The following is a 12,521-nucleotide window of genomic DNA, read 5'->3' on the forward strand; positions in this document are numbered from 1 at the left end:
CCGCCCGGCCAAAACCGGCCCTGCGTCCGCGCGACCGACACCCGAGCAAGGCCGGCCCATCATCCCTTCACCGGCGTCCCGCGATAGAGGTCGGCCACCCGGCACGCGAACCCGAATTCCGGCAGCTCGATCACGTCCTCCGGCGAGCGATAGACGCGCCCCTTCCAGCCGCTCGATCGCGACCAGACTTCGACCGCGAAATCCTTCTGCGAGATGATCAGCACATGCTGGCAGTCCGGCGACGATCCATAAATGGTCCGCTTGCGGCTGATGAGTTCGCGCGTGTTCGACTCGGACAGGACTTCGGCGGCCATGTGGAACCCGGTTCCATAGACCTCGTCCTCGACCTCGGAACCGATCACCGCCACGTCGGCGATGGCACGAAAATCCGGGAAAGCGTCGACCCGCACCGCCACTTCGTGCATCGCGACGAGGTCGGGACGGTGCTTCCGAAGCGCGTCGTTCATGTGCAGGATGAGGTTGAGACCGATCCGCTGGTGCGGCAGCCTGGCCGGCGACATCATCACGAAAGCCTCCCCGTCGATCAGCTGCCAGCGTTCCTCGCGCGGACGGTCCTCGATGAAGGCGAGGAACTCTTCGGCGGTCAGCCTGCCCGGCGGTGGCGCGACATGCGTGTTCATCGACGCTTCCTCCTTCCTTGAGCCACCATAGCGAAAAACCGCCGATCGGCCAAAGTCAGAACCTCGGAATGTCGGGGAACGGCATCTGCCCCTTGTGCACGTGCATGCGCCCCATCTCGGCGCAGCGCCTGAGCTGCGGGAACACCTTGCCGGGGTTGAGCAGATGGTTCGGGTCGAAGGCGCATTTCACCCGCATCTGGTGATCGAGATCGTCCTGCGTGAACATCGTGCCCATCAGGTCCCGCTTCTCCACGCCCACGCCGTGCTCGCCGGTGAGCACGCCGCCCACCTCGACGCAGAGCCGCAGGATGTCGGAACCGAAGGCCTCCGCCTTCTCCAGCTCGCCCGGCCTGTTGGCGTCGTAGAGGATCAGCGGGTGCAGGTTGCCGTCCCCGGCATGGAAGACGTTGGCGACGCCGAGCCCGTAGCGCTCAGACATCGCCCGCATGCCGGCGAGCACCTTCGGCAGTTCCTTGCGCGGGATCGTCCCGTCCATGCAGTAATAGTCCGGCGAGATGCGGCCCACGGCCGGAAACGCCGCCTTGCGCCCGGCCCAGAAGGCAAGCCGCTCCTCCTCCGAGGTCGAGATGCGGCAGGCCGTCGAGCCGTTGCGCGCGGCGATCGCCTCCACCTGCCCGATCAGATGGTCGATCTCCGGTCCCGGCCCGTCCAGTTCGACGATCAGCAGCGCCTCGACGTCGAGCGGGTAGCCGGCCCGCACGAAGTCCTCCGCGGCGTGGATCGCCGGCCGGTCCATCATCTCCATGCCGCCGGGAATGATGCCGGCGCCGATGATGTCGGCCACGCACTGGCCCGCCGCCTCGCTCGTCGGGAAGCCGATCAGCAGCGCCCGCGCCGCCTCCGGCTTCTTCAGGATGCGGACGGTCACCTCGGTGACCACGCCGAGCAGCCCTTCCGATCCGGTCATGATGCCGAGCAGGTCGTAGCCTTCCGCGTCGAGGTGCTTGCCGCCGAGCCGCAGCACCTGGCCGTCCATCAGCACCATCTCGATGCCGAGCACGTTGTTGGCGGTGAGCCCGTATTTCAGGCAGTGCACGCCGCCCGAATTCTCCGCCACGTTGCCGCCGATCGAGCAGGCGATCTGCGAGGACGGGTCGGGTGCGTAGTAGAAGCCCTCCTGCTCCACGGCATGCGTGATGCCGAGATTGGTGACGCCGGGCTGCGCCGTCACGGTGCGGTTGGCATAGTCGATGTCGAGGATCCGGTTGAAGCGGCTCATGACCAGCAGCACCGCGTCCTCCAGCGGCAGCGCCCCGCCCGACAGCGAGGTCCCGGAGCCGCGCGGCACCACACGGATGTTGCGGTCGTTGCAGTATCTGAGGATGCGCGCCACCTGCGCCGTCGTCTCGGGCAGCACCACCACCAGCGGCAGCTGCCGGTAGGCCGTCAGCCCGTCGGTCTCGAAGGCCCGCATGCCGTTGACCGCGTCGACCACGCCCTCTCCCGGCACGATGATCTTCATGTCGGCCACGATCTCGGCCCGCCGCGCCAGCGTCGCGGCGTCCGGCTTGGGCATCGCCAGTCCAGTCATGTCGGGCCTCCCGTCGCCAAGTGGTCAAAACTCTTTACCAGTTCCCGGCGCCGCCGCAAAGGGCGGTTCGCAGCGAGGCGGAGGGAGGGGCCACGCTGCCCCGGGACGGTAACCGCTCAGGCTTGCCTCCCCCGGCATGCCCCCCTTCTCTTCGTCATCCCGGAACGGCGTCCAAGCGCAGCGCAGGACGCCGTATCCGGGATCCATGCCTCGCCGTCGATCCCCGCGATCCGGTGCGCGACGAGGCGCGTGGCGCCGGTCGCCGCCGCTGCCCCTGCCGCATCCTCCAGCGTCTTCCCCCCCTCCGTCGTCGCTTCGCGACGCCACCTCCGCCCCCACCGTGGGGTGGAGGACGAGGGGCCACCCGCAGCGCCCATCCCCCAAACCCACGAAGTGGGGCGAGGTGCCGAGCGCAGCGAGGCGGAGGGGGGGACCCCGCTGCCCCGGGACGGTAACCGCTCAGGCCTGCCTCCCCCGGCATGCCCCCCTTCTCTTCGTCATCCCGGAACGGCGTCCAAGCGCAGCGCAGGACGCCGTATCCGGGATCCATGCCTCGCCGTCCATCCCCGCGATCCGGTCCACGACGAGGCGCGTGGCGCCGGTCGCCGCCGCTGCCCCTGCCGCATCCTCCAGCGTCGCCGCCCCCCCTCCGTCGTCGCTGCGCGACGCCACCTCCGCCCCCACTTCGTGGGGTGGAGGACGAGGGGCCACCCGCAGCGCCCATCCCCCAAACCCACGAAGTGGGGGGAGGTGCCGAGCACAGCGAGGCGGAGGGAGGGGCCACGCTGCCCCGGGACGGTAACCGCTCAGGCCCGCCTCCCCCGGCATGGCCCCCTGCCTTCGTCATCCCGGAACGGCGTCCAGGCGCAGCGCAGGACGCCGTATCCGGGATCCATGCCTCGCCGTCCATCCCCGCGATCCGGTCCACGACGAGGCGCGTGGCGCCGGTCGTCGCCGCTGCCCCTGCCGCATCCTCCAGCGTCTTCCCCCCCTCCGTCGTCGCCTCGCGACGCCACCTCCGCCCCCACTTCGTGGGGTGGAGGAAGCCCGCCCCAAGCGCCGCCGCCCATCCTCCAACCCCACGAAGTGGGGGGGAGGTGCCGAGCGAAGCGAGGCGGAGGGGGGGACCCCGCCGGACCAGTCCGCGACGATGGACGGTCGGCACGACGGACGTGGCCAGGCCGTCCATCACGCTCCCGCGCATCGAAGGCCCGAGGATCCGACCCGTCGCGCCGCCCCACCCACCTTCGTCATCCCGGAACGGCGTCCAAGCGCAGCGCAGGACGACGTATCCGGGATCCATGCCTCGCCGTCCATCCCCGCGCTTCGTTGCAGGACGACCCACCGTTCGCCGCCGTTCCCTTCTGCCTCTTCCCGACAATGCCGCCGAGGCCTCGGTCCCGCGTCCGCGCCTCCGCTCCACGCCGGCTCCGCCCGGGGTGACGACGGCGAAGGGGCGCCGGGGCTCTGCCGCCGATCCAGAACGCTGCGACATAGTGCCTTCGGCGGGCCGCCGCCTGCTCCGGCACTTGCCGCGGCGCGGTGATCGGCGCAAGTCAGCACCGAGCCACGAAACGTTTCCGTCAGGGAGAGAAACATGACGAAGCTTTCCATCCTCGCCGCCACAGCCCTGCTGGCCCTGTCGGGCGCTGCGCTCGCCGATGGCGATCCCGTCGCCGGCGAGAAGGTGTTCAAGAAGTGCACCGCCTGCCACGCCGTCGGCGCCGGCGCCAAGAACAAGGTCGGCCCGGAACTCAACGGCATCGTCGGCCGCAAGGTGGCCTCGGTCGAAGGCTTCAAGTATTCGCCGGCCATGACCGAATTCGGCGCGGGCGACAAGGCCTGGGATGCCGAAACCCTGAACGCGTACCTCGCCGACCCCAAGAGCTACGTCCCGAAGAACAAGATGGCCTTCGCCGGGCTCAAGAAGGAAGACGAGCGCGCCGACGTCATCGCCTATCTGAACCAGTTCAACGCCGACGGATCGGCGAAATAGGCTTCGCGCCGGGCGCGCGGGCTGGCGGGGTCGCCGCGCGCCCAGCGCCCGCGGCCTCAGTCCACGCCTTCGCCGTGCCGGCTGCGGATGCGGCGCACCATCCACCAAACGCCCGCGACCACGGGGACCACCAGCGCCGCCGTCAGCACCTCCGGCTTGACCGCCCCGCCGAACAGCGACGCGCCCTTGGCCAGATAGCCGACGAGACCGACGACGTAGTAGGAGACGGCCGCCACCGACAGGCCCTCGACCGTCTGCTGCAGCCGCAATTGCAGTTTCGCGCGGCGGTTCATCGAGGCGAGCAGGTCGCGGTTGCCCTGTTCCACCTCCACGTCCACCCAGGTCCTGAGCAGCGTCGCCGCGCGGGCGAGCTTGCGCGACAGGTTGGCCTGCCGCTCCTCGATCGACCGGCAGGTGCGCATCGCGGGCGCCACCCGCCGCTGCAGGAAGGCCGACCAGCTCTCGCCGCCCGGTGCCGGCTCCTCGCCCAGCGCCGCCAGCCGCTCCTCGACGATGCCGTGATAGGCCCGGCTCGCGCCGAAGCGGTAGAGGCTCGCGGCCGCATCCGCTTCCAGTTCGGCCGCCAGTTCGGTCAGCTCGGCCAGCATGTCCTGGTTTCGCCGGCCGGCGGCATTGCGCATCTGCCCGGTGATCGAGGCCAGCCGGTCCTCGATCCGGCGCATGCGCGGCGACAGGGACTGCGCCAGCGGCAGGCCCAGCATGGCGAGCGTGCGATAGGTCTCGATCTCGATCAGCCGCTGCGCCAGCGCGCCGATGCGGGCGGGCGCCAGTCCTTTGTCGAGCACGAGAATCCGCGTCATCCCGTCGCCGTCCTGGCGGAAGTCGGTCACGGCCGCGGCCATGCCGCCGTCGACCAGCGAATGGCACAGGCTCGCCGGATCGAAGGCCGCTATCCGCGCCTCGTTGACGTCCGTCCACGGCCGGATCTCCAGCCGCACGCCCGAGACGACCAGTCCCGGCGCCGAGAAGCCGGCGCCGAACGGCGTCTCGTCCTCCTCGCCCGCCGCGGCCGGCGGTCCTTCCCAGAGATAGGTCGAAAACTCCGTGTGCCGCTCCCAGCGCAGCGTGCCCCGGCCCCATTTCATCGCGTGGTGGCGCGCCTGCCGGTCGGGCGGCGCCACCCCCAGCCGGCGCGACAGTTCGCCGAGCACCGCATGGTCGACCGTCGAGCCGCCCTCGGTCATGAAGGCGAGCTGGATCAGGTTGCGCGGCGTCTCGATCAGCGGATGCGGCCGGGCATGCACCTCGCCCACGGCATTCGCCCGCGCCTCATGCGCGCGAAACCCCATCACCGAGCCGGTGAGCGGCGTTTCCTGCGGTCTCGCCCCTGCATCGTCTGCCATCGTGCCCTCCCCGTCCTCCCGGCGGACGATGCAGAATACCGCAACGCGCGGCCACGTCCATGTGGCATCGCGCCTGCCTGCCAACTGGACAAGAAACTTGACCAGTTATAATGTCCGCGCCGGCCGGCATGCGCGCGGCCGGAGGAGCCCGTGGACGAGATCTTCACCCGCATCGAACATGCCCGCACCTCCGACGAGGTGGTGCACCGCATCGAGGGGCTGATCCTGGAGGGCATCTTCCGGGCCGGCGACCGCCTGCCGGGCGAGCGCGACCTGTCGCGCCGCTTCGACGTCTCGCGCCCGATCCTGCGCGACGCGCTGAAGACGCTGGAGGCGAAGGGCCTGCTGGTCTCGCGCCATGGCGGCGGCACCCATGTCGCCGACATCGTCGGCGAGGTCTTCACCAAGCCGGTGCGCGATCTCGTCGCCACCCACAAGAAGGCCGCGCGCGATTTTCTGGAATACCGCCGCGAACTCGAGAGCATCGCCGCCGACTACGCCGCCCGCAGGGCGACGGAAGACGACCGCTCGCTCATCGCCGGCATCGTCCTGCGCATGAAGGACGCACACGAACGCAGCGATTTCGAGGAAGAAGTCGCGCTCGACGTCGAACTGCACTCGGCGATCGGCGAATGCGCCCACAACGTCATCCTGCTGCACACGCTGCGCTCCTGCTACCGGCTGCTCGCCGACGACGTCTTCGTCAACCGCACGCTGATCTACGGCCTGCCCGGCGCCCGCGACGACCTGCTCGCCCAGCACCGGGCGATCGCCGAGGCGGTGCTGGCGGGCGATCCCGCGCGGGCCCGTGCGGCGGCGCGCGACCACATCGACTATGTCGAGCGCGCCAAGGACGAAGCCGAGCGCAGCCAGGACTGGCAGAAGGTCTCGCGGCTGCGCCGTATGCAGCGCATGGGTACCGAAACCGGCAAGACCGCAGGGAGCACGCATTGACCGTGGCGAGTGACAAACCGAAGGTGGGGCTCTTCGTGACCTGCCTCGTCGACCTGTTCAGGCCCGTCGTGGGCTTCGCCGCGGTGAAGCTCATCGAGGAGGCCGGCTGCAACGTCGACGTGCCGATGGCGCAGACCTGCTGCGGCCAGCCGGCCTACAATTCCGGCGACCGCCACGACGCACGCATGATCGCCGAGAACACCATCCGCGCCTTCGAAGGCTTCGACTACGTCGTGGCGCCCTCCGGCTCCTGCGCCGGCATGCTGAAGAAGCACTATCCGGCCCTCTTCAAGGGCGATCCCCGCTGGGAGGAGCGCGCGAAAGCCTTCTCGGCCAAGGTGCACGAGCTGGTCTCTTTCCTGGCCGACGTGCGCGGCATGGACCGCGTGACGGCGTCGGGCAGCGGCTCGGTCACCTACCATGATTCCTGTTCGGGCCTGCGGGAGCTCGGCGTGAAGGCGCAGCCCCGCGCGCTCCTCGCCTCCATGCCCGGCATCGAACTGCGCGAGATGCGCGACCCCGACGTCTGCTGCGGCTTCGGCGGCACCTTCTGCGTCAAGTATCCCGACGTCTCCAATTCGATCGTCGAGACCAAGACGCGGGCCATCGTCGAGAGCGGCGCCGGCACCCTGCTCGCCGGCGACCTCGGCTGCCTGATGAACATGGCCGGCAAGCTGAAGCGCCAGGGGGCGCCCGTCGAGGCCCGCCACGTGGCGGAGGTGCTCGCCGGCCTCACCGACGGCGCACCGATCGGCGGGAAGGACTGACCATGCAGATCACCTCCCCTTCCTTCAAGCAGAACGCCCGCCACGCGCTGGACGACGTCCAGCTGCAGAAGGCGTTGGGCAATGTCCGCGCCGGCTTCATCGACAAGCGCCAGAAGGCCGTCGACGCCCTGCCCGAGTTCGATGCCCTGCGCGACAGCGCCCGCGACATCAAGAACCACACGCTGGAGCACCTCGACCTCTATCTCGAGGCCTACGAGCAGAAGGTCACCGCGGCGGGCGGCCACGTGCACTGGGCCGAGACGGCCGCCGACGCCCGCAGCATCGTGCTCGACCTCTGCCGCACCCGCGGCGCCCGAACGGTCACCAAGGGCAAGTCGATGATCACCGAGGAGATCGCGCTCAACGATTTCCTCGACGCGTCCGGCATCGTCCCGGTCGAGACCGATCTCGGCGAATACATCATCCAGCTGCGCGGCGAGCACCCGAGCCACATCATCGCGCCGGCCGTCCACGTCAACCAGGACCAGGTCGAGGCCGACTTCCGCCGCGTCCACACCCATCTGCCCGCCGACCGCGACCTGACCGAACCCGAGACACTGCTCGACGAGGCGCGCAAGGTGCTGCGCGCCAAGTATTTCGAGGCCGACATCGGCATCACCGGCGCCAATTTCCTCGTCGCCGAGACCGGCTCCTCGATCATCGTCACCAACGAGGGCAATGGCGACCTCACCCAGATCCTGCCGCGCATCCACGTCGTCATCGCCTCGATCGAGAAGATCGTGCCGACGCTGAACGACGCCGCCCAGATCCTGCGCGTGCTCGCCCGCTCCGCCACCGGCCAGGACATGAGCGTCTACACCACGCTCTCCACCGGCCCGCGGCGGCCGGGCGACCCGGACGGGCCGGACGAGTATCACGTCATCCTGCTCGACAACGGCCGCTCGGCCATGCTCGGCACGGAGTTCCAGGAGATGCTGCGCTGCATCCGCTGCGGCGCCTGCATGAACCACTGCCCGGTCTATCATTCGATCGGCGGCCACGCCTATGGCTGGGTCTATCCCGGACCGATGGGCGCGGTGCTGACGCCCGCCCTGGTCGGCGTCGAGAAGGGCGGCCACCTGCCCAACGCGTCGACCTTCTGCGGCCGCTGCGAGAGCGTCTGCCCGATGAGGATCCCGCTGCCGAAGATGATGCGCCACTGGCGCGAGAAGGAGTTCGAGCGAGGCCTGAATCCCGCCACGCAGCGCTACGGCCTGAAGGCCTGGGCCTTCTTCGCCCGCCGCCCGCGGCTCTACGCGCTCGCCACCTCGATCGCCATTCCCGTGCTCGGCGCCGTCGGCAAGGCCAAGGGCCGCTTCTCCTGGCTGCCCTTCGCCGGCGGCTGGACGAAGCACCGCGAGATGCCCGCGCCCGAAACCCGTACCTTCCGCCAGCAATGGAGCCAGCGCGAGGCGCTGAAGCAGGGAGGCCGGGCATGACCCCGCGCGCAGCCATCCTGGGCAAGATCCGCAGCGCCCTGTCCGGTGCCGACGACGCCGCGCGCCGCGCCGCCGTCGAGGCCCGTCTGTCGAAGGTGCCGAAGGGCGTCATCCCGGCGCGCGGCCAGCTCGACGACGTCTCCCGCATCGACCTGTTCTGCGCCATGGCCGAGAAGGTCACCTGCACGGTCGCCCGCGTCCGCTCGCACGACCACGTTCCCAAGGCCGTCAGCGACTATCTGCGCGCCCGCAATCTCCCCCACGCCGTCCGCGTCGGCGACGACAAGCGCCTGAAGTCGCTGCCCTGGGACCAGATCAAGACGCTGGAAATCCGCCGCGGCGCCTCCGACGGCAACGACGAGGCGGGCCTCTCCCATGCGCTGGCGGGCGTGGCCGAGACCGGCACGCTCGTGCTGGCGTCGGGCAAGGACAACCCGACCACCATCAACTTCCTGCCCGAACACCACATCGTCGTCGTCGACGCCAAGGACATCGCCGGCGATCTCGAGACGGTGATGGGCAAGGTCCGGCGCAAGTTCGGCAAGGGCGAGATGCCGCGCACGCTGAACCTGATCACCGGCCCGTCGCGGTCGGGCGACATCGAGCAGAAGATCATCCTCGGCGCGCATGGTCCGCGCGCGGTGCATCTGATCGTCGTAGGATGAGCGTCCACTTTCTCGAGGCGGCGGGGCCGGAGGGCGTGCGGATCTACGCCATCGGCGACGTGCACGGCCGGCTCGACCTGCTGGCGCGCATGCACGACCTGATCGCCGCCGAGATCGAGCGCGACCGCCCGGCAGACTGGCGGGTGATCCACCTCGGCGACTTCGTCGATCGCGGTCCCGAATCGGCTGGCGTGCTGGACCTGCTGGCGCGCCGCGCGACGGAGGAGCCGCGTTTCCTCTCGGTCGTCGGCAACCACGATCTCGGCTTTCTCGACTTCCTCGCGGTTCCCGAGCCCGACGGCCTGTTCATGAACCATGGCGGCGTCGAGACCGCCCGTTCCTACGGCGTGTCGCTCGACGCCCGCGACCCGGTTGCCCTGGCGAGCGGCTGGACGGCGCTCGAGGCCGCGGTGCCGGCGAGCCACCGCGCGTTCCTCGCCGGACTCCCCTATTCGCTGAGCTTCGGCGACTTTTTCTTCTGCCACGCCGGCATCAGGCCGGGCATCCCGCTGTCGGATCAGTCGCGGGACGATCTCGTCTGGATCCGCCAGGCGTTTCACCATACCGGAGAGCTGCACCCCAAGGTGATCGTCCACGGCCACACGCCGAACGCCGAGCCCGAAATTCTCGCCAACCGTGTCAACGTCGACACCGCCGCCTGGCAGACCGGCAGGCTGACGGCCCTGGTGATCGAGGGTGTCGAGAAGCGGATCCTCCAGGCGGTCGCGCGGGCCTGACGGCCGCCATCGATCGCGTCTCCCGCAACGCGAAACGGCCTTCCTCCGCAACGGGAGAAAGGCCGCGCAAGTCCCGGACGGGATTCGGTGATCGGGGCAGCTCGAGCCCTGCGGCGAAGTCAGCGCTTGGTGGCGCCCACGCCGTAGCCGTCGACGACCTGATGGCCGGAGGCGGCATCGGCGGCATAGATGCCGGCGGCCCACATGCCGATGCCGGACAACATGAAGAACGACAGAAGGGCAGCTTTCACGGGAGTCATCTCGGTTGTCTCGTTGCGTCGCATTTGAATCGACCGCGGTTACTTTTCGGTTTCGTCTTCCACGCTTTAAGAACGTGCGTGGAAAAGACGACCGCAGGTCTCGGTTTCTTTTTTCGGCGGTCCCGGAAGCCCCCGTCCGGGCGGCGTCGTCATAGGGCTGTAGCCTCCGGCACGCCAGCGGTCCGTGAAGTCTTCCACACGGTTTCCCGGGCGCGTGCCCAAAATGTCACGCGGCATCATTCGGTTCCGGCAAAAAACGACCCTTCCCGAAAGCCGCGCGAAACCGGCGCGGGAGAGCTCAGACCATCGCCACCCAGGCGCGCGCGAGCGCTAGGCCCGCCGCATCGGCGACGGGGCCGTGCCGTGCCGATTCGGGGCCGAGCCGGTCCTGCCAGCCCGGCTGCCGCTCCGCCAGATAGTCTGAGAATTCTCCGCTCCAGCGATGCACCAGCTTCGTGTCCGCCTCGAAGTGGAACTGGATGCCGTAACCCGCGCGGCCGATGCGGAAGGCCTGGTTCTCGGCAACGTCGTTGCCGGCCAGCCTGATCGCCCCCCTCGGCAGCGTAAAGGTGTCGTCGTGCCACTGGAAGGTCGGAAACCGCCTTCCCGCCGCCCGCAGCACCGGGTCGGCCGCGCCCTCTTCCGTGAGTGACACCTCGCGCCATCCGAACTCGGGCGCCGCGCCGATCAGGTTCTTCGCCCCGAAGGCGCGGGCCAGGAGCTGCGAGCCGAGGCAGACGCCGAGCACCGCGCGGTCGGCCAGCGCGAAGTCGCGCATCAGCGCCACCAGCTCCGGCAGATAGGGGTGCTCGTCGTCGGCCAGCGCATTCTGCGCTCCGCCGAGCACGATCAGCCCGTCATGCCCGTCGGTCGTCGACGGCAGCGCCTCGCCCTCGTGCGCCTGCACCAGGTCGACCGCGGCTTCCGCTTCGGCGAGCGCCCTCGCGATCTGGCCGAGGCCGGTGCCTGCGTGGTTCTGGACGGCGAGGATGCGCATGCGGCGGTTTCCGTGTGGCGGATGGGACGGCCGAAGCGATAGCATGGCGGGCACGCCGCGCAAGCCGCAGGGAGACCGGGATGCCGCTCCAGAACCGCGTCGACCCTTTCGGAACGATCCGCGCCGACCCGGCCCGCGGGCTCTTCACCGGCAATCGCGGCATCCTCCACGATCCCGCGACGAAGACGCTCCTGTCCCGCCGCTGGACCACGAAGGCCTGGATCGTCTGCGCCTGCGTCTACAAGGGGCAGAAGCGCGAGCCGATGGGCCGCAACGCGCCGGGCGGCGGCGCCGGCTGGACCGAACTGTTCTTCCTCGACGAAGTCACAGCGCTCGCCGCCGGCCACCGCCCCTGCTTCACCTGCCGGCGCGACGCCGCAACGCGCTTTGCGACGGCCTTCGCCGCCGGGCAGGGCCGCGCGCGCCTGTCCGCGCCGCAGATCGACGCCATCCTGCACGCCGAGCGTCTCGCCTCGGCGCCCGACGCGCTGCGCCCGCCCTGCATGGATCCGGCCGCACTCCCGGACGGCGCGATGCTCGCCGAAGGCGACGATGTCTTCGCCGTCCGCGCCGGCCGTCTGCTGCCCTGGCGATTCGAGGGCTACGGCCCGCCCCTGCCGTCAATGGCCGCGACGGGGACGGCCGGCCTCACGGTCCTCACGCCGCCCGCCACCCTCGCCGCTCTCGCCGCAGGCTATGCGCCCGTCTGGCATGCGACGGCGCACGGTCGGGCCTGATGCGTCCGACTCTGGTCGCCGATGCAGATTTCAACTATATCTTCCCTCGCCGCGCCGGGCAGGCGACTGGAGCAGACCGATGGATGCGAAAGAAGCTGTTAAATCCGCCAAGAGATATGTCTCCGAGATGCTTTCGGAAGAAGGCATCGTCAATCTCGGACTTGAAGAGATAGAACGAGACGACGCCGAGAAGACGTGGAACATCACCGTCGGTTTTTCGCGACCATGGAACACCGCGAAGGGACCTCTTTCGACCCTGTCCGGCGAGATACCGGCACGGCGGGCGTACAGGGTCATTCGCATTCGCGAATCCGACGGCGAAGTTCTTTCGATGAAGCGGAAAGAGGCACTGGATTGAGCGGCCGGAGTTCCGGTGGCTGGGCCTGAGCGATACCGTCAACCTGCTTCTTGC

The 12,521-nt window shown here is 69.5% G+C and carries 13 protein-coding genes; 8 read left to right on the top strand and 5 right to left on the bottom strand.

The annotated features are described in order from the left end of the window. Positions 1-59 precede the first annotated feature (59 nt). Entirely contained in the window at positions 60-641 is a 582-nt protein-coding gene (locus IAI54_RS10955; protein ID WP_187972371.1) for a Uma2 family endonuclease, read from the bottom strand. A 55-nt stretch (positions 642-696) separates the two neighbouring features. Beyond that, positions 697-2,193 (bottom strand): FAD-linked oxidase C-terminal domain-containing protein, encoded by a 1,497-nt coding sequence (locus IAI54_RS10960; protein WP_187972372.1) that lies wholly within the window; start codon positions 2,191-2,193, stop codon positions 697-699. A 1,597-nt stretch (positions 2,194-3,790) separates the two neighbouring features. Here IAI54_RS10960 and IAI54_RS10965 point away from each other — a divergent pair. Further along, a complete protein-coding gene (locus tag IAI54_RS10965; protein ID WP_187972373.1) occupies positions 3,791-4,189 on the top strand; it encodes a c-type cytochrome in 399 nt (132 codons plus the stop codon). 56 nt (positions 4,190-4,245) lie between these two features. Here IAI54_RS10965 and IAI54_RS10970 read toward each other — a convergent pair whose 3' ends face one another. Further along, positions 4,246-5,553, bottom strand: a complete 1,308-nt coding sequence (locus IAI54_RS10970) for a DUF3422 family protein (protein ID WP_235679323.1) — start codon at positions 5,551-5,553, stop codon at positions 4,246-4,248. 150 nt (positions 5,554-5,703) lie between these two features. On the opposite strand from IAI54_RS10970, the gene IAI54_RS10975 reads away from it, so the two are divergent. Genes IAI54_RS10975 through IAI54_RS10995 form a run of 5 tightly spaced genes read left to right on the top strand, consistent with a single transcriptional unit; the run spans position 5,704 to position 10,115 of the window. Beyond that, a complete protein-coding gene (locus IAI54_RS10975) occupies positions 5,704-6,507 on the top strand; it encodes a FadR/GntR family transcriptional regulator (RefSeq protein ID WP_187972374.1) in 804 nt (267 codons plus the stop codon). Continuing rightward, a complete protein-coding gene (locus tag IAI54_RS10980; RefSeq protein WP_420838275.1) occupies positions 6,504-7,274 on the top strand; it encodes a (Fe-S)-binding protein in 771 nt (256 codons plus the stop codon). Before IAI54_RS10975 ends, IAI54_RS10980 begins: the two co-directional genes overlap by 4 nt. Positions 7,275-7,276: 2 nt before the next feature. Then, on the top strand, positions 7,277-8,713 hold the full coding sequence (locus tag IAI54_RS10985; protein WP_187972376.1) for a LutB/LldF family L-lactate oxidation iron-sulfur protein: 1,437 nt from the start codon (positions 7,277-7,279) through the stop codon (positions 8,711-8,713). Beyond that, a complete protein-coding gene (locus IAI54_RS10990) occupies positions 8,710-9,378 on the top strand; it encodes a LutC/YkgG family protein (protein WP_187972377.1) in 669 nt (222 codons plus the stop codon). The genes IAI54_RS10985 and IAI54_RS10990 overlap by 4 nt, the downstream gene beginning before the upstream one ends. Then, positions 9,375-10,115, top strand: coding sequence for a metallophosphoesterase (locus IAI54_RS10995; protein WP_187972378.1), 741 nt, complete (start codon positions 9,375-9,377; stop codon positions 10,113-10,115). Before IAI54_RS10990 ends, IAI54_RS10995 begins: the two co-directional genes overlap by 4 nt. A gap of 119 nt (positions 10,116-10,234) precedes the next feature. Here the strand turns inward: IAI54_RS10995 and IAI54_RS29135 are convergent, their stop codons facing one another. Next, complete coding sequence (locus IAI54_RS29135) at positions 10,235-10,366, bottom strand: hypothetical protein (RefSeq protein WP_275403627.1); 132 nt, start codon at positions 10,364-10,366, stop codon at positions 10,235-10,237. 307 nt (positions 10,367-10,673) lie between these two features. Beyond that, on the bottom strand, positions 10,674-11,372 hold the full coding sequence (locus tag IAI54_RS11000) for a type 1 glutamine amidotransferase (protein ID WP_187972379.1): 699 nt from the start codon (positions 11,370-11,372) through the stop codon (positions 10,674-10,676). Positions 11,373-11,452: 80 nt separating this feature from the next. Between IAI54_RS11000 and IAI54_RS11005 the strand changes: the two genes are divergently transcribed. Together IAI54_RS11005 and IAI54_RS11010 are read left to right on the top strand one after the other, a co-directional pair. Continuing rightward, positions 11,453-12,109 (top strand): hypothetical protein, encoded by a 657-nt coding sequence (locus IAI54_RS11005; protein ID WP_187972380.1) that lies wholly within the window; start codon positions 11,453-11,455, stop codon positions 12,107-12,109. A 79-nt stretch (positions 12,110-12,188) separates the two neighbouring features. Further along, positions 12,189-12,467, top strand: a complete 279-nt coding sequence (locus tag IAI54_RS11010) for a hypothetical protein (RefSeq protein ID WP_187972381.1) — start codon at positions 12,189-12,191, stop codon at positions 12,465-12,467. The last annotated feature ends 54 nt before the right edge of the window (positions 12,468-12,521 follow it).

It is taken from the genome of Aquibium microcysteis, assembly GCF_014495845.1.
GTDB lineage: Bacteria > Pseudomonadota > Alphaproteobacteria > Rhizobiales > Rhizobiaceae > Aquibium > Aquibium microcysteis.

Excerpts from the sequence above, each read along its gene's own strand:
- IAI54_RS10955 (WP_187972371.1), bottom strand. The coding sequence starts at position 641 with ATGAACACGCATGTCGCGCCACCGCCGGGCAGGCTGACCGCCGAAGAG.
- IAI54_RS10960 (WP_187972372.1), bottom strand. The coding sequence starts at position 2,193 with ATGACTGGACTGGCGATGCCCAAGCCGGACGCCGCGACGCTGGCGCGG.
- IAI54_RS10965 (WP_187972373.1), top strand. The coding sequence starts at position 3,791 with ATGACGAAGCTTTCCATCCTCGCCGCCACAGCCCTGCTGGCCCTGTCG.
- IAI54_RS10970 (WP_235679323.1), bottom strand. The coding sequence starts at position 5,553 with ATGGCAGACGATGCAGGGGCGAGACCGCAGGAAACGCCGCTCACCGGC.
- IAI54_RS10985 (WP_187972376.1), top strand. The coding sequence starts at position 7,277 with ATGCAGATCACCTCCCCTTCCTTCAAGCAGAACGCCCGCCACGCGCTG.
- IAI54_RS10990 (WP_187972377.1), top strand. The coding sequence starts at position 8,710 with ATGACCCCGCGCGCAGCCATCCTGGGCAAGATCCGCAGCGCCCTGTCC.
- IAI54_RS10995 (WP_187972378.1), top strand. The coding sequence starts at position 9,375 with ATGAGCGTCCACTTTCTCGAGGCGGCGGGGCCGGAGGGCGTGCGGATC.
- IAI54_RS11000 (WP_187972379.1), bottom strand. The coding sequence starts at position 11,372 with ATGCGCATCCTCGCCGTCCAGAACCACGCAGGCACCGGCCTCGGCCAG.
- IAI54_RS11005 (WP_187972380.1), top strand. The coding sequence starts at position 11,453 with ATGCCGCTCCAGAACCGCGTCGACCCTTTCGGAACGATCCGCGCCGAC.
- IAI54_RS11010 (WP_187972381.1), top strand. The coding sequence starts at position 12,189 with ATGGATGCGAAAGAAGCTGTTAAATCCGCCAAGAGATATGTCTCCGAG.